The sequence below is a fragment of the Pontibacter populi genome, from assembly GCF_019336435.1.
Taxonomy (GTDB): Bacteria; Bacteroidota; Bacteroidia; order Cytophagales; family Hymenobacteraceae; genus Pontibacter; species Pontibacter humidus.
In genome coordinates, this window is record NZ_JAHWXQ010000001.1 from 323,722 (window position 1) to 347,570 (window position 23,849).

Annotated in this window: 22 protein-coding genes; 12 read left to right on the forward strand and 10 right to left on the reverse strand. The window is 44.1% G+C overall.

Annotation, left to right across the window (positions count from 1 at the left end; translation table 11 throughout):
- Positions 1–134: 134 nt before the first annotated feature.
- On the reverse strand, positions 135–518 hold the full coding sequence (locus KYK27_RS01350; RefSeq protein ID WP_199108274.1) for a hypothetical protein: 384 nt from the start codon (positions 516–518) through the stop codon (positions 135–137).
- 74 nt (positions 519–592) lie between these two features.
- Here KYK27_RS01350 and KYK27_RS01355 point away from each other — a divergent pair, with 74 nt between their 5' ends.
- Positions 593–958 carry a cupin domain-containing protein gene (locus KYK27_RS01355; RefSeq protein WP_199108275.1) on the forward strand — a complete coding sequence of 122 codons (366 nt, stop codon included), beginning with the start codon at positions 593–595 and terminating at the stop codon, positions 956–958.
- Between the two features lie 804 nt (positions 959–1,762).
- Here the strand turns inward: KYK27_RS01355 and KYK27_RS01360 are convergent.
- From KYK27_RS01360 to KYK27_RS01370, 3 genes are all read right to left on the reverse strand, one after another.
- Entirely contained in the window at positions 1,763–2,812 is a 1,050-nt protein-coding gene (locus KYK27_RS01360; RefSeq protein WP_199108276.1) for a hypothetical protein, read from the reverse strand.
- Positions 2,813–3,065: 253 nt separating this feature from the next.
- Positions 3,066–3,791, reverse strand: coding sequence for a LytR/AlgR family response regulator transcription factor (locus KYK27_RS01365; RefSeq protein WP_199108277.1), 726 nt, complete (start codon positions 3,789–3,791; stop codon positions 3,066–3,068).
- Positions 3,781–4,902, reverse strand: coding sequence for a sensor histidine kinase (locus KYK27_RS01370; protein ID WP_199108278.1), 1,122 nt, complete (start codon positions 4,900–4,902; stop codon positions 3,781–3,783). Before KYK27_RS01370 ends, KYK27_RS01365 begins: the two co-directional genes overlap by 11 nt.
- A 210-nt stretch (positions 4,903–5,112) precedes the next feature.
- Here KYK27_RS01370 and KYK27_RS01375 point away from each other — a divergent pair, with 210 nt between their 5' ends.
- The 3 genes from KYK27_RS01375 (at position 5,113) to KYK27_RS01385 (ending at position 7,561) form a co-directional block, all read left to right on the forward strand.
- Positions 5,113–5,808 carry a tetratricopeptide repeat protein gene (locus KYK27_RS01375; RefSeq protein WP_199108279.1) on the forward strand — a complete coding sequence of 232 codons (696 nt, stop codon included), beginning with the start codon at positions 5,113–5,115 and terminating at the stop codon, positions 5,806–5,808.
- Between the two features lie 399 nt (positions 5,809–6,207).
- Positions 6,208–6,357: a DUF305 domain-containing protein gene (locus tag KYK27_RS01380; RefSeq protein ID WP_199108280.1), complete on the forward strand. Its 150-nt coding sequence runs from the start codon at positions 6,208–6,210 to the stop codon at positions 6,355–6,357.
- Between the two features lie 13 nt (positions 6,358–6,370).
- Positions 6,371–7,561, forward strand: a complete 1,191-nt coding sequence (locus KYK27_RS01385) for an MFS transporter (RefSeq protein WP_199108281.1) — start codon at positions 6,371–6,373, stop codon at positions 7,559–7,561.
- Positions 7,562–7,563: 2 nt separating this feature from the next.
- On the opposite strand, the gene rlmH is transcribed toward KYK27_RS01385, so the two are convergent.
- Entirely contained in the window at positions 7,564–8,037 is a 474-nt protein-coding gene (gene rlmH / locus KYK27_RS01390; RefSeq protein WP_199108282.1) for a 23S rRNA (pseudouridine(1915)-N(3))-methyltransferase RlmH, read from the reverse strand.
- Between the two features lie 182 nt (positions 8,038–8,219).
- Here rlmH and KYK27_RS01395 point away from each other — a divergent pair, with 182 nt between their 5' ends.
- The 4 genes from KYK27_RS01395 (at position 8,220) to KYK27_RS01410 (ending at position 11,952) form a co-directional block, all read left to right on the forward strand.
- A complete protein-coding gene (locus tag KYK27_RS01395; RefSeq protein ID WP_199108283.1) occupies positions 8,220–9,410 on the forward strand; it encodes a hypothetical protein in 1,191 nt (396 codons plus the stop codon).
- A gap of 99 nt (positions 9,411–9,509) precedes the next feature.
- Positions 9,510–10,703 (forward strand): HEPN domain-containing protein, encoded by a 1,194-nt coding sequence (locus KYK27_RS01400; RefSeq protein ID WP_199108284.1) that lies wholly within the window; start codon positions 9,510–9,512, stop codon positions 10,701–10,703.
- Positions 10,704–10,822: 119 nt separating this feature from the next.
- The gene (locus KYK27_RS01405; RefSeq protein WP_199108285.1) at positions 10,823–11,386 is read left to right on the forward strand and encodes a DUF4256 domain-containing protein; all 564 of its coding nucleotides are present in this window, start codon (positions 10,823–10,825) and stop codon (positions 11,384–11,386) included.
- A gap of 101 nt (positions 11,387–11,487) precedes the next feature.
- Positions 11,488–11,952 (forward strand): hypothetical protein, encoded by a 465-nt coding sequence (locus KYK27_RS01410; RefSeq protein ID WP_199108286.1) that lies wholly within the window; start codon positions 11,488–11,490, stop codon positions 11,950–11,952.
- Positions 11,953–12,004: 52 nt separating this feature from the next.
- Here the strand turns inward: KYK27_RS01410 and KYK27_RS01415 are convergent, their stop codons facing one another.
- On the reverse strand, positions 12,005–12,340 hold the full coding sequence (locus tag KYK27_RS01415) for an MGMT family protein (RefSeq protein ID WP_199108287.1): 336 nt from the start codon (positions 12,338–12,340) through the stop codon (positions 12,005–12,007).
- A 330-nt stretch (positions 12,341–12,670) separates the two neighbouring features.
- Here KYK27_RS01415 and KYK27_RS01420 point away from each other — a divergent pair, with 330 nt between their 5' ends.
- From KYK27_RS01420 to KYK27_RS01435, 4 genes are all read left to right on the forward strand, one after another.
- A complete protein-coding gene (locus tag KYK27_RS01420; RefSeq protein ID WP_199108288.1) occupies positions 12,671–13,747 on the forward strand; it encodes an efflux RND transporter periplasmic adaptor subunit in 1,077 nt (358 codons plus the stop codon).
- Positions 13,748–13,759: 12 nt separating this feature from the next.
- Positions 13,760–16,858: an efflux RND transporter permease subunit gene (locus tag KYK27_RS01425; RefSeq protein WP_199108289.1), complete on the forward strand. Its 3,099-nt coding sequence runs from the start codon at positions 13,760–13,762 to the stop codon at positions 16,856–16,858.
- Positions 16,859–16,891: 33 nt separating this feature from the next.
- Entirely contained in the window at positions 16,892–18,202 is a 1,311-nt protein-coding gene (locus tag KYK27_RS01430) for a TolC family protein (RefSeq protein WP_199108290.1), read from the forward strand.
- Positions 18,203–18,312: 110 nt separating this feature from the next.
- On the forward strand, positions 18,313–19,593 hold the full coding sequence (locus KYK27_RS01435) for an MgtC/SapB family protein (RefSeq protein WP_199108291.1): 1,281 nt from the start codon (positions 18,313–18,315) through the stop codon (positions 19,591–19,593).
- Positions 19,594–19,696: 103 nt separating this feature from the next.
- Here KYK27_RS01435 and KYK27_RS01440 read toward each other — a convergent pair whose 3' ends face one another.
- The 4 genes from KYK27_RS01440 to KYK27_RS01455 form a co-directional block, all read right to left on the reverse strand.
- Positions 19,697–20,566: an alpha/beta hydrolase gene (locus KYK27_RS01440; RefSeq protein ID WP_199108292.1), complete on the reverse strand. Its 870-nt coding sequence runs from the start codon at positions 20,564–20,566 to the stop codon at positions 19,697–19,699.
- Between the two features lie 161 nt (positions 20,567–20,727).
- Complete coding sequence (locus KYK27_RS01445) at positions 20,728–21,078, reverse strand: hypothetical protein (protein ID WP_199108293.1); 351 nt, start codon at positions 21,076–21,078, stop codon at positions 20,728–20,730.
- A gap of 381 nt (positions 21,079–21,459) precedes the next feature.
- Positions 21,460–23,190 carry a gamma-glutamyltransferase gene (gene ggt, locus KYK27_RS01450; protein ID WP_370583610.1) on the reverse strand — a complete coding sequence of 577 codons (1,731 nt, stop codon included), beginning with the start codon at positions 23,188–23,190 and terminating at the stop codon, positions 21,460–21,462.
- Positions 23,191–23,599: 409 nt separating this feature from the next.
- The gene (locus KYK27_RS01455) at positions 23,600–23,848 is read right to left on the reverse strand and encodes a hypothetical protein (RefSeq protein ID WP_199108294.1); all 249 of its coding nucleotides are present in this window, start codon (positions 23,846–23,848) and stop codon (positions 23,600–23,602) included.
- Position 23,849 lies beyond the last annotated feature (1 nt).

The window sequence follows — 23,849 nt, forward strand, 5'->3', positions numbered from 1 at the left end:
AAAACATCCTTTATTCTTACTTAAATTAAAGGAATATGTTCAGATTTGAAAGGCACTTAGGCAAATATGGAAGCAGTCTAAATAAAGAAAGCACAGTGTTAGCTGTGCTTTCGGATATTGTTTAACGTCTTGTGTTATGCCGGTTGCGCGAAAAGGCGTTCGTGCAGCATACTATTTAGTTGCAGCACAAATTTTGCTCCGCCCAGAAGTTCTTTAAAACTATAGATTTCCGGAAGGGTGAGCACATATAGTTTTTCACATCCAAATACAGTAATTAGTTCGTAATCTGAGCAACGCCCGGTATTTACAGCCATTGTACTCAGGTCGATGCTATCAACTGCTTTTTTAAGACGAAGGAAGGTTTCTACTTTAAGTTTAGCAACAGAGCCTGCAAAGTTAACTAACAACCTGTTTTGTTTATCGCATTGGTAAACTGCCCCGGCATCAGTTACAAATATCTCCTGCAAATCTGCTGAAAATTGTATCGCTTCCCCTAACTTCACTTCTGGCTGATTCATAATACTACAAATGTAAAGGCTATTTAGAATAAGTCCAAATAAAATTAAGTGATCTTCATCATCCTTCCACGAATATGATAGAAAAGATAAACCTCTCAGACAAGTTTAAGCAAATACCAGACTTCTGGAATCCACGCATTGCCGGAGAACTAAACGGGCAGCAGGTAAAACTGGCAAAGTTTAAAGGCGAATTTGACTGGCACCATCACGAGCACGAAGACGAGTTTTTCTTGGTTATAGGTGGCAGTTTTGAAATGCACCTCCGCGATAAGGTTATTACCCTAAACCCGGGAGAGTTTATAGTTATACCCCGCGGCATAGAACATAAACCTGTTGCGCCAATAGAAGCCGAAGTCTTATTGTTTGAGCCAGCCTCTACTATAAACACCGGCAATTTAGAGAACAGCGACCGCACCCGAAGAGATTTGGAAAGGTTATAGTTTTATAGTTGCTGTGGTCCCCAGCTACTCCTTGTTTAAGGCGGGGAGCTTCTATGGCCACTTCTCCATTTGACATTCTGGAGAGATCTTGGGAGAAGGGAGGTAAGGCTTTTGCTATAGTCCAGCAAACAGTTTTATAGTTCGCGTTTCAACCCACCCCTACCCCTCCCGAGAGGGGAATTTCGGCCTTTTTATAGTCAGTGCTTATAGTTCTATAGTTGCTGTTTCAACACCCCTGTAGTCCCCTCAAGGGGACAATTCTGCTTTTACCAATATCTAAGCTATAGTTCCATAGTTGTATTCCAAGATTAAGGACAGGTTCACCTGTCCCCTCGGAACTATCACCACGATAAATCTCAAAGCGAGCAGGTTCAACCTATAGTTACAGGTAACTATGCGAAAGATATCAGTCTTTGGGTTGAGCGCCTTTGATTTGTTGCGGTGCCTTTAGGCAACACGAGGGACGAGTGTAGCAAGAAAGCAGCCGCGCGATGCCCGAAGACGGGGCCTCCCGGCCGTGAGGGCACCAAAGCTACATTGAAACAATAGGCAAGTAGAGCTCCCAGGATAGGATCTGATTTGAAAGAAAAGGCTTGGTTCAAAGAGTAGAACAGCAAACTATAGAATTGTAGCTTCTCGAACTATAAACTTCAGATTTCTCCTAACGTCGAAATGACAATAGAGAAGTAAATCAACTATAGCCCCAGACACTAGCAGGAGCTACGCACGCTGCTAGGTCTTCCAATTTTTCGAATTCTTCAATTTTTAAAATCCCGGCTCAGACACTTTCAACAAAACTATAACCTACACTTTACCAGCAGAAACAGCAGATGTTTTAACGAGGAGGGTTTTAAGATTTAACCTTACCAGATCCCCCATACAATTGCATTTTAGGAACTCATCCGATTTATGGTGCTCGGCAAGTTCTTTTCTGAGCTGGGCAATTTTTTCAGGAGTAGAGATCGTGTCTTTGCGCATGCAGTCGATCAGGTCTTTGAGGCGGTAGCGGGCAGACTTTAAGCGACGGAACATGAGCGTACGTTCTTCGTTCTGGTACTGCTTTACGGTTTCGGGTTTCAGCAGCTTCAGTACCAGGTCTACGATCACGTTGTTGTCTTTAAAGAACTGCGGCAGGTACATCGACTTACGGCCTTCGTAAGATTGCTGGTCAAAGTCGATAGGGCGCACGCGGTACTGCTCGTCTTCAAAATCAGGGGTAATATCTACCACATAGTTGTAGGAGCGCATATCGCCGAGCAGGCGGATGAAGCAGCGTTCGTTAAACTTTACAAACTCCTTTGCCAGACGTACCTTGTTGGTTCCGGGCCTGTCTACATAATCTTTTATAAAAGCATCGCCAGGTATTCCGGCAATGTGTTCTTCAATTAGAGTATCGGTGTGCACAAAGTAGTTAATTCGACTCGGCGACAGAATGTGCTCCAGTTCCAGGCCATAAATCCGCGAGGCATCAGCGCGCTTTACATAAAAATAATCGTAGTTATCGTTCAGCTGGTTCATGATCTGTACCCGGAACGGATTGGAGTTCCCGAACGTGCAGTAATCTATCCTGGACACATATAAATGCTCCATCACCGACATATCCCCATCGGTTTTCAGCAAGGCGTAGATCATGGTCAGGCCGTGGTTCAGCTCAGCCTGCGACTGCTGTTCGTACATTACCGTTTCCCAAAGCGTGTCTACTCCCTTTTTATCGAAATATGGAAAAGCGTCGGAATAATGCAGCAGATCTTCGTAGTGTACCGGCAGTTTTGAGCTTCGCCCATAGGTATACAGGTACTTGCGCAATTCTTTGTTTACCGGGTAAAACAGCTTCTTTTTAGAGATAGAATTCACGGGCGAATGAGAAATTGAGATGATGTTTGCAGGAAACTATACTTCAGAACACAAACTATAGTTTAGCTTACACTTCATAAGTTAAGAAAACTATAGTTGAGTTTAAACTATAGTTTATACTTACAAGCCTGAGCACAGAATCGACGGCAAAAAGAAAGGGGCCAGAGGCCCCGCTATAGTTCGACATAGTTCGACACGAGCGAAGACGCCCGCGCCATACACACTTCTAATTACTCATTACTAATTCTAAAAGCTACGCCTCCAGCAGGTTATTTTTGCCCAGTATCTGCAGCACTTCGTTTTTGTAGAGGCGGCCAATTGGTATTTCTGTCTTGCCAAGGTCTACAGTAGTGGCCGAAAAAGCCTGTACTTTATCTAAAGCGATGATGAAGGAACGATGGATGCGCAGGAACTTGTCGGCAGGAAGCTTTTCTTCTAGGAAACTGATCTTCTGGTATGATATAATCTCTTTTGTCTCGGTCTTTACCCGGATATAATCTTTCAGGCTTTCGATGTACAGGATATCGGCCAGCATTACCTTCACCATTTTCTTGTCGGCTTTCAGGTAAATAAAAGCGTCTTTATAGTCTGGTTCAGCTGCATTTATAGTTGCTGCGGGCTTCGGTTCCTGCGGTGTTATTTTAGCAATTGCTTTCAGGAAACGGTCGAAAGAGATCGGCTTTAACAGGTAATCGACAGCGTTCAGTTCATACCCTTCCACTGCATAGTCGCGGTAAGCAGTTGTAAAAATTACCTTTGGCGGGTTGGGCAGAGACTTCAGAAAATCGATACCTGTTAGCTTGGGCATCTGTATATCCAGGAACATGAGGTCTACCTGCGTAGTTTGCAGGCAGTTGTAGGCCTCTACAGCGTTGTTGCAACGGCACACCAGTTCCAGGTTATCTAGCCGACCAATGTAAGTTTCCAGCACGTCCAGGGCCAAGGGCTCGTCGTCCACTATCAGGCATTTAATCTTCATAGGTTCTATCGCTAAGGTCTAATTCCAGGTGCACGGCATATACATCCGGTTCGTCTTCAATCTCTAAACTATACGCATCTTTATAAAGCAGTTCTAAGCGACGCTGCACATTTTTCAGGCCGATGCCGGATGCCATTTCTTTCGCTGTTCGTTCGGCTTTTTCACCTTGTTTGCAGTTCTCTACGCGCAGGCTTAGTTTGCTATGCTGCACTTTTACATCTATGCGCACCCATGCGTTTTCGGTTTCAGTACTTACGCCATGTTTAAATGCATTTTCTACAAAAGGTAACAGCATCATGGGCGCAATGTTTGTACCTGCTATAGTTCCGGTTTCGGTAAAGCTGATATCCACCCGGCTGCCATAACGCATCTTCTCCAGGTCGATATAATTATGGATATAGTTGAGCTCTTTCTCGAGAGGCACTTTGGCAGCATTGGCATCATAAAGCATATAATCCATCAAACCTGATAGCTTTAAAACCATTTCAGGAGCGTTATCAGATTTTTTAAGCGTGAGCGAATACAGGCTGTTAAGCGTGTTGAACAGGAAGTGCGGGTGTATCTGCCCCTTCAGAAATTTAAGCTCGGCTTCCAGCTTATCCTGCGACAGGGTACGCGTCGATTGCTGGTGCTGGTACCAGTTGCGCAGCAAAACCACCGTTGCCGAAATAACAACCAGGTAGTTTATGTTTACAATATTCTTTATAAACCGGTAAAGGGTCAGGTTATCCAGGGTACAGGTGGTCGGGCAAAAAACCGGGTGTATCAGGAAAGGCAGCAACACGTATTGCATCAGTCCGGCAATAGCGCCGGTCAGCAGCAGCAGGTACACACCAAACTCCAGGTAGCGTTTTTTGAGGAGAAACTTAGGCATCAGGTAATACATGTTAAAGTATACCAGCCCCATTTTAAACGGAAGCTCCACCAGCTCCACCATAAAGGCGTTGTAGTAATCATCGATGTAGCTGCCGTACAGCAACCCGAAAAACACTACATAGATCACCCAGAACATAAGGTGCAACAAAAACTGGTGCTGAATAAGGCTCCTGAAATCAGGCAGGTTCCAGGCTCCGGCACTTGCTACACTTTCTGTACTCAACTTTACTTCCATTTTACAAAGATATGCTTTATCCTGCACGGCTGTACCTGGCACTCAGGGCTTTTAGACGACCGGCTAAACTATAAACATCAGCGGTAAACTATACCTGCCCAACAGCTTTTAAGGCAAAAAGATTTAAACACAACCGGTTGCTTTAATAAGTTCTATTCAAAAGGCATATATTTGTTCTAAATACATTTACCTCTCCGGATTATCTGACCAATGAAACTGACAAACTTACTGCTTGCCCTACTTGTAGTTACTTTTGCCACCACTCCCCTGCTCGCACAGGACAAGAACCAGGCAGATGTTTTGTACGATGAAGGGGTTACCCTTTATGGCCAAAACCAACTAACAGAAGCAGTAGCAAAGTTTGAAGAAACCCTAACTATAAATCCAAAACACAAAAACGCGCTGTTTAATCTTGGTGTTATAAACCTTGAAAACGGAAATAGAGCAAAGGGTCTGGAGTACCTGCAGACCTGCGTAAAACTTGGCGACCGTGATGCCGCCAGCATGTTACGGGATAAACTGAACGTGCAAATTGCTTATGCCGATACGATGCATTTCGAAGATATAGAAACCGGTCCAAAGATGATGGTAAAAGGTATGCCTGAGGACATTTTCGTACCCGGCGATGTGAACAATTCTTTTAAGTATGAACTTACCAAATGCATGAAAAGCTCTAAGCTGCTGGAGAAAGATGCTGGTAAAGGAAAATTATACGTTTTGCAGTTATATATTACAAAAGAGGGCGTAATTGATGCAGCGGTTATAAATAATGACAGTAAAATGGTGCAACGTGAAGTATCCCGCTTACTACGGGCTATACCAGACATTATAGCCGCTAAACACGCTGGTAAAGCAGTAACAATGATGGGCTTTACAATACCCGTAAGAATTTCAAATTACAGATAAACTTCAGTGCAGATCAGCGCTTTCATTTATTAATCAGACACTGCTATAAACTTAAGTTACAGGCATTAACTATAGCCTACCTATCTTAGCTTTTAATTTCTTTTTATAAAGCAGTTTCGGGCTATCATGCTCTTACTTTTCCAGAAAGACAGCGTTGGTTTCCTTCCTTATCATAACTTCTCCAGCTTTCTTTTCTCATAAGATTGCGATGAAGTTAATGCGCTCTAGGTTAAAATAATGTAAACGCACCTAAACAACTATAGCTCCGTACTAAAACACAACCTGTTATAACACCTGAACTATAACAACCATGGCGAAAGGAAACTATAGTAAGTTTTTACTGATGCTGCTGGTATCGTTCGGAATAATGTATGGGGTTATGTTTTTGTATAGCAGTTTATGGAGTCCATGATCCCGCACCACTCTCCGGCTACTATGGTGAACCGGCAGCCTAACCTTACTGACCCGGAAGTGAAAGAGCTGGCCCGGCAGATCATCGAATCGCAGGAAAAGGAAATTGCTCAGATGAAAAGATACTGCAGCGAATGAAATAGTTACCATTTTGAAGTACATCACAAAGGCCATCTGGATCTTATCTATAGTCAGCCTGCTCACCGACACGGCCAGTGAAATGCTATACCCTGTTATGCCCATTTACCTAAAGGCAATTGGCTTTTCGGTGGTGCTGATTGGTGTGCTGGAAGGTGTAGCGGAAGCAACAGCAGGGCTCAGCAAAGGTTATTTTGGCAAACTATCGGATGTAATGGGCAAGCGGGTTCCGTTTGTGCAGTTAGGTTATACGTTAAGTGCTGTATCCAAACCACTGCTGGCCCTGTACGCCTTCCCGCTCTGGATCTTTTTTGCACGCACCCTGGACCGCTTTGGCAAAGGTATCCGTACAGGTGCCCGGGATGCTATCCTTTCAGACGAAGCTACGCCTGCCACTAAGGGCAAAGTTTTCGGTTTTCATAGAGCCATGGACACATTGGGAGCTGTAATAGGCCCCGGCCTGGCGCTGCTATATCTCTACATTTACCCACAAGACTATAGAACACTTTTCCTGATCGCTTTCATACCGGGGTTACTGGCAATACTGGCATCGCTGCTGCTGCATAAGGAGCAAGCAGGGTTTTCTACTCCAAAAGCCAAAATAAACTTCTTTTCGTTTTTTGGTTACTGGAAATACAGTCCGCCAGCGTACCGCAGGCTTGTAGCCGGGCTACTGGTATTTGCCTTATTTAACAGTTCTGATGTGTTTCTGCTACTCAAAATAAAACAGGCAGGCCTCTCCGATACTGCTGTTATTGGCATCTACATTTTTTATAACCTGGTGTATGCCTTGTTTGCATTTCCGGCGGGTATAGTAGCAGATAAAATCGGGCTGAAGAAGATGTTTATATTTGGCCTGGCACTTTTTGCAGGTGTGTATTTCGGGATGTCGGCAAACAACAGCCTGTACGTTTACCTGCTCCTGTTCCTGCTATATGGCATGTATGCTGCAGCTACTGAAGGCATTTCCAAAGCCTGGATCAGCAACATTACCAACAAACAGGACACTGCCACAGCTATCGGGACCTATGCCGGTTTCCAGAGCATCTGCACAATGGTGGCAAGTTCGCTGGCTGGGCTGGTGTGGTATAGCTTTGGCGCTTCGGCTACATTTATATTTACCGGAGTGGCCACGCTGCTCGTTATAGTTTACTTGCTGTTATTCGTAACCTACAACCCTGACACTAGCATGCAGCAAGTATAACTTTAATCGTTATGGTATTTTTCGCCACGCAGTATGGTGAAGCCGCGGTATAGTTGTTCGGTAAAGAAAAGGCGTATCATCTGGTGTGTGAATGTCATTTTAGAAAGTGCCATTTTATCGTTTGCCCGACTATAAACAGCCTCCGAGAAACCGAATGCTCCGCCAATTACAAATATCAGGTTAGTAGTTACGGTATTCAGTTTTTTCTGCAAAAAGGTCGCATACTCCCCGGACGTAAACATCTTTCCTTTTTCATCAAGCAGAATCAGAAAATCCCCTTCCTGCACTTTCTGTAGTATCAGCTTGCCTTCTTCTTCCTTCAGTTTATCAGCACTATACTTGCCGCCCTGCTTTATATCAGGTATAACTATAAACTCAAACGGGTGGTAATGCTTCAGCCTTTTCAGGTACTTGTCTATCCCCTCTTCCAGAAACTTCTCGTCGGTTTTGCCTATCGCTATCAGCTTTATTTTCATGTGCGGTATCGGTTTCTGCGAAGGTCGGAGGATTGGCGGGATTTTACAAAGACTGAGGCACTAACAAGTATAAACAAATCAGTATATTTGATAAGCAGGCATTTCGTTTAGCCCCCGTATTTGGGTGTGTAAACGAATGTTATGTTGTTTATACAGTAGTTGTGTATCATGTAAATAGAAATATGGATAAATCAATATCATTTTTATTAGGAGCAGGCTTTTCTGCACCAAAGGGATATCCAGTAGGAAACTCCTTAAGTAATCTACTTCTTAATTGCAGAGATGATTTTTTTGGTTTTTCTACTGATGGACGGCTCTGTATTTCGAGAGATGGTAAAAAACCAGATTTTGGATTCAAAACCAGCTATGACTTTGAGTTCGATTTCTGTTGTGATTTGATACAGTATTTTAATGAATTAAAAGGTTACTTCGATTATGAAGAATTTTATGATTTCTTTAATCAAGAAGCCAAGGTAAACACAGGAGTAAAGGAATTATTTAATACAAAAAGTTATGGAGATCAAAAGGATTTTGACCAAATGATCTTCTCCTTAAAAAACATATATACTCAGTTAGTAAGCCACTACTTAGTTGATGGAGATGGAGAATCATGGTATGACAATGAAGGTCATATGGGTGGGTCATGGTGGCCTGGCTATACAGGTATATTGAATTATTTCAAAACTTTACAAAAAGAATATTTAATTAATATTCACACTTTAAACCATGATTTATTATTTGAGAGGTTAACTATTTCAGATTGGTTCAAAGATGATTTAACTGATGGTTTTGAAGAATTAGGTTCCCCCTATTATGGAGATATATTAATAAATAACAGAAATTACAGATGTAGATTACAGCATTATACAGGTAAATATGCTTCGAATATTAGGTTATATAAACTTCATGGAAGTAAAAACTATGGTGTTTACTATAGGCCACAAGGCTCAAGTTTAATTCCAGAGACATATTTAAAGACAAGATGGGGTATTGGTTTTACCGAATTGTTAAAGGAAGTAAATGACGGTAATGGAAATTTGAAGTATGAAAATTGTTGGGTGAATTATCATGCAGATTTCTTAACTGGTACCACATCTAAAATTGAGAGGTATCAAGAGCCCCTTCTTTATAAAACTCTATTTGAGCACATGAAGAATAATCTTGAAGAAGCAGAAAGGCTTGTTATTATCGGTTATGGGGGTAGAGATTCTGAAGTAAATAGAATGCTACTATCTCATTTTGACTTTAGGAAAAAGCCTAGTTACATAATTGACCCTTACCCAGGTAAAAATATTAAAGAATTGAAAGACCAATTAGGTGCCAGGCTAATAACAAAACACCTTGAAGATGTTAGCTTAGACGATTTTTTATAAAAACACGCACACACAACAGCACCTAAAAAGCATTGAAACGCTTTTTTAGCCTAGTCCCGTTATCCTAAATTTTTATAAAACAAAATTTTCAAAGCTAGCATGAACTTTATTCTGACTAGGTATATATTTCCTATAAATGAACCTCTTATTCTTTCTAATAGATTTAACTTTTGTTTAGACAATCCGAGAACTGAAGAAGAGATAGCTATAATTAAAGAATACTTAGATGTTTCTCTAAACAGTCCGGATCTTGTTTACAAGCATTACCACGAAAATAGGATTCCAATTAAATCAACTAAAGAAACTACCAACTTATTAACTGTTGAAAGTGCTCTTGAAGGTTTAAATAAGAATTATTCAAGCTTGGATTTATCTGTACATGATTTCTTTACAAAGTATAGAGAACTTGAACCACTTGAAAAGCTTGCAAGGATGTGGGTTATCGCTAGATATAACGATGAAGGGGAATATCAAAGACTACAGGAAATTGCACTCGAGGAAAGTAGTAATGGTAGAACAGGCTTCTTTTTATTAGATAAGGGTAATCCTATTATTGATAACTCAGATAACTTAGTAGGCTTCACTTATTTTTTATCACTACTAGTTCATACCGATAAAGAGTTTTATAATGGACAATCGTTTATTCTCCATAACGATTCCTTTACTATTCAACATCCTAAAGTAGACAGGTTTTTCAACCTGTCTGTAATGTATTTTGGCTTCATGTCTTATTCTCATGAGATTAAAAATTTAGAAGACCATTGGAAATCTTTTTATCACATAAGAGATGAGTTAGCTAGTGTAAGTAAAAAGTTAGATGGTATAATAGATGATGCAAACCAGGAGAAAATTCTATTTATAGCAAATTTATTAAAAGTTGTAGGGAATAATCTTAAGGATGAGTGTGCAAAGCTGGTGACGTTAGTTAGTATAATAGAATTACTATTGACCCACAGTCCAGACTACAATAGATTCAATATTGAGGATTCAATAAGCAAGCAATTCAGACTTAAAGCAAGCCTTTTAGTATATCAAAACGACAAAAGCAAAGACATTGAAAAGGTGAAAATTAGATTGAAAGAGATTTATTCTCAAAGGTCAAATATCGCGCATGGGAATTTTAAATCTCTTAAAGATTATTTAAGAAAAGAGGTGAAAAAGTCTAAAGAGGAAGATATTAGTGAAGACATAGTTCTTGAAAGGTTAAGTAATGATTTATTTAATTTTATAAGAGCCATCATTGAGGAATACATTAAAGACAGAAAATTAGTAGATTTCCTAAAAGAGAATTAAACACTACAGGATAACACAGCACATGATGAAAGCAGCGGCTGCGCCTCGCTCACCTCAGATACGAACCCGTTAAAATCTAAACAATAACCCAACATTTCTATCAAAACCACATCATTACAATGCCAGATCAGAAAGAATTGCTGCCAGAACAATCCGAAGAACTACTGAAAACTTTAAAAACCCGGTTTGAGAAGAACATGAGCCGCCATAAAGGTATTGAGTGGCCAAATGTACTCGCAAGGTTTCAGGCAAACCCTGACAAACTATGGTCGCTGAATGAGATGGAAAGAACCGGTGGAGAACCCGATGTGGTAGGATATGATGCCGGCACGGGCGAATACATTTTTTATGATTGTGCAGCAGAAAGCCCGAAAGGACGCCGTAGTCTTTGCTACGATCGGCAGGCACTGGAAGAACGAAAAGAGCACAGACCAGAAAACAACGCCATAGATATGGCCACGGACATGGGCATTGAGATTCTTACAGAAAACCAGTACCGTGAACTGCAGCAGCTTGGCAAATTCGATCTTAAAACATCCAGTTGGATAGCTACACCTACTGAGATCAGGAAACTTGGTGGTGCCTTATTCTGTGACCGTCGTTACGACACGGTGTTTCTGTATCATAACGGCGCACAATCATATTATGCTGCCCGGGGATTCAGGGGGTCTTTAAAAATATAAGACCAGATTTATGAAGAGTATCAGGAGGTAGCACCGATAATCTCTGAAACCTGGCTGAAGTGCTACAAACTATAGTTCAACGACATCACAAAGAACCACTTATGGAAATTATTCCGCTAACCCCAAGACCCGAAATTGAGCAGAACGAAAAGCTGATCAAAAATTACATTCAGTTCGAAAACCTCCTAAACGAGCTGAAAACCAGACAGCTGCCCGATGAGATCATAACACACATCAACAACGAGATCAGCCTTATCAACACGACATCAGCGTCGGAAAAAGATTTGGCAAAACAGATCAGTAAGAGCCAGTCCGGAATTTTAAAGCTTATCGAGAAGGAGCTAAAACTGGTACCTAAAAACCACTACCGCAACCTTTGGCTGCCATTGGGCATGAGTACTTTTGGCTTACCTCTTGGGGTAGCATTCGGGTTAAGTTTAGATAACATGGCTTTTTTAGGAATAGGACTGCCTATAGGTATGGCATTTGGCGTTGCCCTCGGAACTGCCCTGGATAACAAAGCCGAGAAAAATGGCACGCAGCTGAACCTGGAAATGAAGCACTAAACCTTAAAACTATAGTTTGCACCAGCGCTTATAGTTAACTATAGCTCACAGGTTACAGCAGTTCCTTAGCCGGGTCCCAGAATAGTTTCCCAAAATCAACTACCTGGTCATTTTCCACTTTTACACCTTCCTGCTCCAGGCGCTCCTGCATGGCATTGCCGGCCTCAAAGTGCTGCTTGCCGGTAAGCATGCCTACCCGGTTCACTACCCGGTGGGCCGGTATTCTGGTAAATGGCTGCGACGCAATTAGCGCCCAACCCACCATGCGCGCAGAACCCTTAGCACCTAAATAACTGGCTATTGCACCATAACTGGTTACCCGGCCCTCCGGAATCAGTTTTACCACTTCGTAAACATTCTCAAAAAAATTCTCCTTCTTATTGCTCATTGTTTTTTACCTGCTACTGATGTTTAACCCGATAAATTTACTGTTCAGCTATCTAATTTATATTTATGTAGATAAAACCGCAATCTGTTTCTGTTTCAGTATTTAAGGTTTTAACTTTAAATTTCAAACTACTGTGTTGCCGGCAATTATGGCAGTTTTTTGGGCGGCCGGATTAAACCTTTAGCAGGACAGATTGTCAAATTGACGGCTAACCGGCCTGGTGCCCTGCTCCTGCCCTACCGGCAAAGAATGCACTTATACGATTTCATTCAAAACTAAACTATACTTCACTAATCTAACCACCTCTGCAAGAGGAAACTAAATTCACCTATGAAGATTAAGTACATCGTTTACACCTTGCTTATACTTGGGTTTGGCTCCCTGGTAGCGTACCGTATTATGCAAAACAAGAGCGAAGGTGGCGGACCCAAAGGCCCGGGCGGACCAGGTGGCGCAGGCATGCCGGCAATGCGGGTAAATGGCGTAGTGGTACAGCCGCAGCATTTTTCCAATACGCTTTCAGTTACAGGTTCCATCGAGGCCAACGAGCAGATCCAGATCCGTCCGCAGGTATCGGGTGTGGTACAGTCTATCTCGTTTAACGAAGGCAGCAAGGTTAGCAAAGGCCAGGTTCTGGTAAAAGTAGATGACTCAGAATTACGCGCCCAGCTGGCACAGGCTCAGACCCGCCAAAGCCTGGCAGCAGAAAATGAGCGTCGCGCCGAACTGCTCCTGAAGAAAGAAGCCATCAGCCGCGAAGAATACGATGTAGCCCGCGCCGACCTGAAATCAGCCCAGGCACAGAGCCAACTGATACAGGCACAACTTGCCAAGACAACTATACGGGCACCTTTTTCAGGTCGTATCGGTCTGCGAAACATTTCCGAGGGAAGCTTTATTTCTCCTGAGACTGTAATTGCAAACCTGGTAAACACCGACCCAGTGAAAATCACGTTCTCGGTACCTGAGAAATATGCAGGTCAGGTTAAAGAAAACTCGACCTTAAACTTTACAGTAGCCGGATCATCCAAAAAATATAACGCAACCGTTTATGCTATAGAGCCCGGTATTGAGGCCAGCAGCCGCACCTTGCAACTACGTGCCCGTGCTTCGAACGGAGACGGCTCCCTGATGCCTGGTTCCTTTGCAAATATTGAGCTGCCGTTAACCGTGATCGAGGATGCCTTGCTGGTACCAACCGAAGCTGTTATACCTGTTCAGAATGGTAAAAAGGTATTTGTAGCCAAAGATGGCAAAGCCAAGGAAACCATGATTGAAACCGAAACGCGTACCGAAAAAGATGTACTGGTTACGTCTGGATTGCAGCCCGGCGATACTGTACTGACCACCGGGATAATGATGTTAAAAGAAGGAAGCCCTGTTAAAGTAGCTGTTGGTAATAAATAAGAGCGCAAACGTATGAGTTTATCCACCACAAGTATAAAACGCCCGGTTTTTACAATTGTAATTAACCTGATGCTGATCCTTTTCGGCTTGATCGGGTACAGTTTCCTGGGCGTGCGCGAGTACCCGTCTATCGACCCGGCTATAGTTTCGGTAAGCACCAGCTACTCAGGCGCCAACGCCGATATTATTGAGTCGCAGATAACTGAACCGCTCGAGAAAGCCATTAACTCTATTGATGGTATCCGGAACATTTCCTCCTCCAGTAACCAGGGCCGTAGCAACATCAACATCGAATTTAACCTCGATAAAGATCTTGAAGAAGCAGCCAACGACGTGCGCGATAAAGTTTCGCAGGCGGTAAGAAGCTTGCCGCAGGATATTGATGCGCCGCCGGTAGTTTCCAAAGCCGATGCGGACTCGGAGCCTATTATTACCATGACGGTGCAAAGCGCTACCCGCGACCAGTTGCAGCTGAGTGATTATGCTGAAAATGTGATCTCGCAGCGCATTCAAACTATACCGGGCGTTAGTAGCGTGCAGATCTGGGGACAAAAGCGGTATGCGATGCGCCTTTGGATAGACCCGATGAAACTGGCCTCTTACGGCCTGACCGTTGGCGATGTGCGCACTGCCCTGAACCGCGAAAACGTGGAGTTACCCTCCGGTAAAATCAGCGGTGATAATACAGAACTTATAGTTAAAACACTGGGTAACCTGTCATCAGCAGAGCAGTTCAATAACCTTATTGTAAAATCGGATGGCAACAAGATCATCCGTTTCAGCGACCTGGGAACAGCAGAGCTTGGCCCGGAAAACCTGGAAACAAAAATGAGCAACTCCGGCCAGCCAATGGTTGGTATGGCTATTATCCCGCAGCCAGGTACTAACTACCTCGATATCTCTGACAAGTTCTATGAGCAGTTCGAAAAGTTGAAGCAGGATCTGCCGGAAGATATAAAGCTGGATATCGCGATGGACAACACGATATTCATTAAGCAATCGGTAACAGAAGTGGCTGAAACGATCATGATTTCGCTGGTTCTGGTTATCCTGATTATCTACCTGTTCTTCCGTGATTGGAGCATTGCTTTCCGTCCGCTTATCGATATTCCGGTTTCCCTGATTGCGACGTTCTTTATCATGTATCTGTGCGGGTTCTCGGTAAACGTGCTGACGCTGCTGGCGGTGGTACTGGCAACGGGCCTGGTGGTGGATGATGGTATTGTGGTAACGGAAAACATATTTAAGAAAGTTGAAGAAGGCATGTCGCCGATAGAGGCTGCGATTAAAGGTTCGAACGAGATCTTTATGGCGGTTATTTCCATCTCTATCACGCTGGCTGCTGTGTTCCTGCCTGTTATCTTCCTCGAAGGTTTCGTCGGGCGTCTCTTCCGGGAGTTTGGTGTAGTGATCGGGGCGGCGGTGCTGATATCGGCCTTCGTGTCGCTTACGCTTACGCCAATGCTGAACGCGTACCTGATGAAAGGCGGACACCAGGAGAAAACAAAATTCTACAACTTTACGGAGCCTTACTTCCAGAAAATGAATGCCGGTTATGCCAGTGCGCTGTCCGGGTTTATGAAACGTAAATGGCTCAGTTTCCCGATCATCCTATTATGTATCGGCCTGATTGGTTTATTCTATACTATACTCCAGAAAGAGACGGCTCCTTACGACGACCGAAGCATGCTACGCGTGCAGGTAAGTGCGCCAGAAGGTGCATCTTATGAGTACACCGACCGCTTTATGCAGGAACTGACACAGCTGGTAAACGATTCTGTTCCTGAAAAAGCTGTAAACCTGGTAATTACCTCTCCGGGTTGGGGTGGCGCAGGCTCCGTGAACAACGGTATGATGCGTGTTGCGCTGAAACAACCTACTGACCGGGAGCGCTCTCAGAAAGAAGTAGCCGATTACCTGACCGCCCAGACCCGTAAATATTCGGAAGGCAGGATTATGGTAACGCAACAGCCAACCATTTCAGTGAACCGCCGCGGAGGCCAGCCAATCCAGTACATCATTCAGGCGCCTAACTTCCAGAAGCTGGAAGAAAAGATTCCTGAGTTTATGGAAGAGGCCAGCAAAGACCCTACCTTCTCGAACGTAGATGTGAACCTGAAATTTAATAAGCCGGAAATCAACATAACTATAGACCGCGAGAAAGCGCAGAGCTTAGGCGTATCGGTGATCGATGTGGCACAAACCCTGCAGTTATCCCTGAGCGGGCAGCGTTTTGGTTACTTTTTAATGAATGGCAGACAGTACCAGGTAATGGGCCAGTTCGACCGCCCTGATCGTAACGATCCGCTGGACCTGACCTCCCTGTTTGTACGCAGCAAAGACGGACAACTGGTGCAGTTAGACAACCTTGTTACGATGCAGGAACGCAGCAGCCCGCCGCAATTATACCACAACAACCGTTACATGTCAGCTACCATTTCGGCTGGTTTGTCGCCGGGCATGAGTATAGGCGATGGTATCGATGCGATGGACCGCATCAAAGAAAAAGTACTGGACGATACGTTTACCACAGACCTTGGCGGCGAGTCACGTGACTTTGTAGAAAGTGGTTCGAACACGATGTTTGCCTTCGGCCTGGCGCTGTTACTCATCTACCTGATTCTGGCAGCTCAGTTCGAAAGCTTTGTAGATCCGCTCATCATTATTCTTACTGTTCCGATGGCGGTAGCCGGTGCCATGCTTTCGTTGTGGTTGTTCGGCCAGACCTGGAACATCTTCAGCCAGATCGGTACCATCATGCTGATAGGGCTCGTCACGAAGAACGGTATTCTGATAGTCGAATTTGCGAACCAGCTCCGGGAACAGGGCAAGCCTAAGATGGAGGCCATCCTGGAAGCTTCGGAGGCTCGTCTGCGCCCAATCCTGATGACGAGTCTGGCCATTGCCCTGGGTGCCTTGCCAATTGCCCTGGCATTGGGAGCTGCAGCGCAAAGCCGCATGGGTATGGGTGTTGTAATTGTAGGTGGTACCTTGTTCTCACTTATACTTACTTTATTCGTTATCCCGGCTATCTATGCTATGTGGTCCAGAGAGCGTAAGCACCATCCGGAATTTGATCAAATAGAAGAGTTCGAAAAAGCGACTGTTTAATTTTTTAACCTGATCTATCTTACCAATACTTATATGAAGTATAAAATTGCTGTTCTGTTTGCCTTTGCCCTGATACTGCTGAGTGGCAGGGCAAAGGCCCAGGAAGTTCTCACCCTGGAAGAAGCCATCCGGATTACGCTGGAGCGCAACTATGACATAAAGCTTGTTGCCAATGACCTGGAGATAAGCAGGAACAATGTAAGCACAGGAAACGCCGGCATGTTACCGGTAGTAGAAGGCAACCTGGTCCAGAACAACACTATTCAGAATAGCTCCCAGACCCGTGAAAGCGGGCAGGAAGTGGAGCGGAATGGTGCCAAAGGCTCTACGCTGAACTATGGCGTCGGCCTGAACTGGACTGTTTTTGACGGTTTCGGGATGTTTGCCCGTTACGACCAGCTGAAAGAGTTACGCAAACTCGGCGAAGCTAATCTGCAGCAAACTATACTTACGCGCGTAGCCGACGTTACCAGCGTATACTATGATCTGGTGCAGCAGCAGCAGCAACTTAAAGCACTGGATACGGCCATGGTTATCTCCCGTGAGCGTGTGCAAACGGCTCAGAACCGTTTCGAGATCGGTAAAGCTGCCCGCCTAGAGGTACTGAATGCACAGGTCGATTTTAATACCGATACTACCAACATTCTGCGCCAGCGCGAACTATACCAGAATACCCAAACACAGCTTAACGAGCTGATGGCCCGCGACGCAAACACGCGTTTCCGGGTGGAAGAAACTATAACAATTGATGATCAGCTGAACTTCTCGGAGTTATCCGCGAAAGCCATTCAGCAGAACCCCTCTTTACAGGCAGCTCTTATCAGTAAACGGGTAGCTGAACTGGACCTGAAGCAGGTAAGAGCGAACCGGTTACCGACTATATCGCTTAACTCCGGGTATAACCTGAGCCGTTCCGAATCTGCACTTGGTTTTACAACCTTATCTACGGGCAAGGGCTTTAACTATGGCGTAAGTGCTTCAGTTCCTATTTTCAACGGATTTCAGCAGCGTCGTAACCAGCAGAACGCCAGCATCAACATCAGCAGTGCAGAACTGGAGTACGAGCGCCTGAACCAAACTATAACTACACAGCTTACAACGGCCTACAATACCTACCAAACCAGTTTATCGCTGGTAAACCTGGAAGAGAAAAACCAGGAGATCGCTAAACGCAACCTGGAAATAACCATGGAAAAATTCCGCATCGGCAGCATTACTCCTATCGAGTTCCGGGAGGCGCAGCTAAATTATGTAAACGCTACGGTACGCTACAGCAACGCACAGTATTTAGCGAAACTGGCAGAGGTATCACTTAAGGAAATAGCAGGTACGCTGACCTTTTAATACCTGGGCCGCAGTATCTGTTACTGCCTCCTAAACTATAAAAGTATAGCAAAGCGCTATACTTTTATAGTTTAGGAGGCATATCTTCGGTTTGTAAAGAAACTTGGCGTATGCCCCACCTAGAACTTTTCCAGACACTGGCAATCTCACTGGCGCTTGGCCTGTTGGTTGGTTTGCAGCGGCAACACCAGAACGCCCGCATTGCCGGTATCCGCACCTTCCCGCTAATTACCTTATTCGGAACTGTTTGTGCGTTGCTGGCCCAGGACTTTGGTGGCTGGATTTTAGGGGCCGGTGCGCTTGGCACTACAGCACTGTTGGTAGCTGCAAACCTGATGCAACGGCTGGATAAAAAAGTAGATATCGGTCAGACTACCGAAGCGGCGCTTTTACTGATGTTTGCTGTAGGCGCTTACCTGGTAACCGGAAAAACGGCAGTATGCGTGGCGCTTGGCGGAGCGGTGGCTGTCTTGTTGCATCTGAAAGAAACACTACACCAGGCTGTCGCCCGCTTAGGTGAGAAAGACCTGCATGCTATCATGCAGTTTGTAGTGATCTCACTGGTTATCCTCCCGGTACTCCCGAACCAGGCTTACGGACCATATCAGGTACTGAACCCATACAATATCTGGCTGATGGTGGTGCTTATAGTTGGCATCGGCCTGGCAGGATATTTTGCTTATAAGATCTTCGGAGACAAGGCAGGTACTTTGCTCGGTGGCATACTGGGCGGCCTTATTTCGAGTACTGCAACTACCGTTAGTTATGCCAAGCGCTCTAAGGAAGGAGTTGAGAGAGAAACCAACTATAACCTTATTGCGCTGGTGATCTTTATTGCCACCGCCATATCTTTGGTGCGCATTATAGTAGAGGTAGCCGTAGTGGCACCAGGTACGCTGGCTATAGTTGCTCCGCCGCTTGCTACCCTGGTCCTGCTCATGGCGGTGCTTATAGTGCTGGGGTTCTTTTTTAAGAAAGAAAACGCAGGCCGGATGCCGGAACAGGAAAACCCCGCCCAGCTCAAAACTGCGCTCGTATTCGGGGCTATTTATGCGATTGTTATAGTTGCTACCTCTGCTGCAAAAGACCACTTCGGCAATAGCGGACTGTACATTGTAGCCATTATTTCCGGCCTTACCGATGTGGACGCCATTACACTTTCCACCTCCAGGTTAATGACAGCTGAAACTATAGATCAGCAAACAGGCTGGAAAGTAATCATGATTGCCGCACTTTCTAATATCGCTTTTAAAGGCGCTATGGTAGCTGTATTGGCTAACCGTGCATTGGTTATTAGGGTGGCATCACTTTTTGGCCTTTCGCTTGTAGCAGGTTTACTTATAGTTTGGCTGTGGCCCGAAGGCTTCGTGTTGGATTGGTTCGGGGAGTAAAAGTAGCTTGCGGACCATCAGATCTATTATGCTGATTTTTCCCTTCTGTAAGTATGCAGAAGTCCCTTATTACTAATCTCCTCCGTAAGGTTAATTTTGCTTGCTACTCCTTTGCTGTTTTACTAATTGAATCTAATTGCCTGAAAGCATTTGAGACTGCCTGGTGCATGATCGTAGCATGGTCTTCCTGTGGCAGATAGTCAAATAACACATTCACGTTTTTGCTTTTTGTGGCTCTAATCTTGTCTGCCAACAGGTTTGCATCTACTTCCATAACCCGGGGAATAGCAGTTGGTGTAAGCCCCTCCTTGCCTACGCCTATATAAACGTCTGTTTGTTGCTTAAAAGCAGCATTCAGTATGTTTGAATCCTTATTTAATAAGGATCCGTTGTCCCACCACAAACTTGGACTTACGATAATGTACTTACTAAAAAGAGTTGGTTTCTTTAATAAAATTTCTGTTGCTACAAGCCCGCCAAGCGATTGACCGATAAGGGTTTTGGCCTGCGTTGTTTTAAACTTTTGATTTATATAGGGTTGAAGTTCTGTTCCCAAGAAGTCAATAAACTTGTCTGAATGCCCTGTTGTTGGATACTGCTTTTTGTCTGCTTCTATAGTTGTAGGAAAAGTAAAGTCTCTTCTTCTGTCTACTGTTGCAATTCCGACCACAATCGATTTTGGCACCCTGTTTATCCACTCAAAACTGTTGTACTGCACAAGCCCCACGATATGAATAAAATCCTCATCAGCCGAACCGTCGAGTAAATAGATGACCGGGTATTTTATGGTATCATTCGGATTGTAACCGTCCGGGAGATAAATATTCAGAATTCTTTTTTCACCTAATACTTTTGATTGAAGCGTGTGGATTTCTCCGAGCACAAAGGGACTACTTTTTTGTTGCTTAGCTTTTTGACCGCAGACTGAGAATGCATAAAAAGTAAGAATTAAAAGCGGCAGTAGTTTTTTCATTTTTCTTAATCTATGTAGTGTCGTTTTTATTAACTGTTTACTTTCAGGATTTGCATTCGGGCAGGTTCCGGAGCATGGCACCAAACTCAAATAGAGGTTAAAACCTAAGTTTGCATGTTACCCAGCCTGAGACAAAGGCATGCAACCAGTTGGCAGTTCCTTTAGTTATTTGCTTCTTCAACGTGAAGTATATGCAGCAGTCTGTGAATTATTGGTGCAAAGATAACCGCAGTAATACTCAGAAATGCAACTCCACTGTATAGCGCATATAGTGATGAAAATATTTTTGCCGTAGGCGAGGTCATTTCCACAACTGGTCCCATTCCGGTTAGGATCATACAAGCCATATAAAAACTATCGAGCCAGGATATTCCCCCAAATTTATGATAGCCAATAACCCCGATTAAAACTGAAACTATAATTAAACCTAACGCAACCAGCCCGTAACGTCCAAGTCTGAACACGAAGCTGGATAGCGGGGCCACTTTTTGTCTGCGGTTTTCTAATTTCATTTCTTTTTGAGCTTTTCCAATACACCTTTCAGATACGCAAACTATGCAAAAAGCCAGCAAACGCTACTCCATAATAAGGGGAAGTGCACCGGCGAGCAGTTCTCCTAAATTAAAAGCAAGCACCGTTCCCCGGTGAAAGAATATACCGGGCGATAAAAACCAGTTTTCCCTAATATGAGCTTGGTATAGGCATTGCCCAAAAGCTGTATATTACTGTTATGTATAGCCAGTTTACTGCCTAACGACTTACTACAAATGGAATAACTGCGCTTGCTGCCGCAGGAAATACATACTAGTAAACATGTAGCAACAAACACGCTAAGAGTTTCCTAATAAAAGCCTAAGGGCTAAACTTTGCAGCAATGAATCAATTTATAAACCTTAAAAACCTACCACTGCATCATCACCCCTCGGGTCAGCGCCTGCTTCTAATTTTCCGTTCGGCAATACAAGTATAGCATCCACTCTGCCATATCGATTGCGCTGCTCCAGCTTGTACCCTTTACTCTCAAGTATAGTTCTCACATTTGGGCTAATGGCGTCAGGCTCGTGCTGGATTACATCTGGTAACCACTGATGATGAAACCGCGGGGCTGCTACTGCCTGCTGCATCGTCATGTCATGCTCTACTACATTTAGTATGGCCTGGAAAACTGATGTAATAATTGTAGAACCGCCAGGAGTACCCACCACCATAAATAACTTCCCATCCTTTTCCAGTATGGTTGGCGTCATAGAACTTAGCATGCGCTTACCGGGTGCAATGGCATTGGCCTCCCCTCCCACTAAACCGAACATGTTCGGCACACCTGGCTTCACACTGAAATCGTCCATCTCATTGTTAAGTAAGAAACCTGCACCATTAACTACTACTTTAGAGCCATAAGCGCCATTCAATGTTGTAGTGGTCGAGACTGCATTACCTGCCGGATCTATTATACTGAAATGGGTTGTCTGGTCTGACTCTAGAAACATCAGGTTACCAGCTTTTACTTCTGAAGATGGCGTTGCTTTTTCCATACTAAACGTGCTAAGCCTTTCTTCCAGGTAAGATCTGTTGAGTAATTCCTGTACAGGTACTTTTACAAAATCAGGGTCACCCAGGTAGGTAGCACGGTCTGCATACACACGACGCTCGGCTTCTGTCATAAGCTGAATCACCTCCGCACTTTGCCACTTATACTTACTTAAGGTGCGCGGCTCTACCATAGCCAGTAGTTGCAGTAGCGCAATACCTCCGCTTGATGGCGGCGCCATTGAAATAACTTTATAGCCTTTATAGGTGCCTTCCAAAGGCTTTCGCCATACTGAAGTATAGTTTGCAAGATCCTCTTTTGAGATTATACCTTTCCCCTGCTGCATCTCCTGCACAAGCAAATCAGCTGTTTTGCCGGCGTAAAAACCATCACGTCCTTTATCCCGAATCCGTTCCAGTGTTAGTGCCAGATCTTTATGAAAGATCGTATCACCGGCTTGCCACTTCTGTTTTTGAGTAAGGTAAGGCGTATGCTTGTTGATCTTCAGAAATTCTTCCCGTGTATTATTTAAGCCTTCTGCTTCTCTTGGGGTCAACACAACACCATTACGCGCAAGGTCAATTGCAGGCTGCACCAGTTCAGCCCACGGAAGCACACCAAGTTTCTGATGCAGTTTAACCATGCCATCTACAGTGCCAGGTATACCCACTGCTAAATGTCCGTCTGTACTCAGGCCTGCAATTACATTAGCAGCACTATCCTGGTACATCGTAGCAAAGGCTGCGGCGGGTGCGGTCTCGCGATAATCAATAGATCCGGTTTCACCATTTGAGGAACGATACACAGTAAAACCACCGCCACCAATATTGCCGGCCACCGGGAAAACCACCGCCAGGGCAAACTGCGTTGCAACTGTTGCATCAAAGGCATTCCCTCCCTTTCTCATTATCTCTAATCCTACCCGGGAGGCTTCAGGATGCGCAGACACAACCATTGCTTTATCTGCAAGCACACCCCTGTTCTGGGATCCATCTATCGTATTAACTAAGCTAACACAACCATTAACAATAAAACTTAATGATGTGATGACCAGCAAGGCTTTTAAACCAGCTGTTTTAAGTAAAGAGCTATACATGTGCAAAAAGATAGAGGTGACAGGAATTAACTTACGAACTATAGATGATCTGCTTCACAAGCCAAGTATATCTGGTTCGAAAGCAGGGGTCTTATAAATGTAATTAAACTTTTAAATATACCGACATATTAGCATCAGGCACTGTTAAAGTTAAAGCCTTTTAAAGATACCTCCCCGGAGTAAAATCTGATACGTTTTATAAATGATACAGCTGTGACGCACTAATAAATTAAAGCACCAGACAAACCAGATAAAACAACTCTACTTGTCTAGCACTGCGGTTTTAACTATACCTGTGAGCCTGAATAGTGCTTGAACAATTAAGCGAAGTTATTTCAGCCAAATCAATTTTGTAGGCATTGCGCGTTTAAGTCTATACTGATGTCAGCGTATTTTTGACCTATCTACTCTACATTTTCACATCCTGGGTATTATCCTTTAACTCCCAATCTACGAGCAGGTAGTTCGGATCTATACCTGCTTTTGCAGGTCTGCCCGGAACCAGTATGGTAACAGTTTGATTTGGTGAATTTATTAAGTGTTTTTTCAGGTATAGAGGCTTTCCTCTCTCCTCACCTTTGTGAGCCGGGCCAAAGATACCTACCTCCACCCAGTCCTTTATAGGAGCCTTAGTTTCTACGCCAATGCTATCTACCACA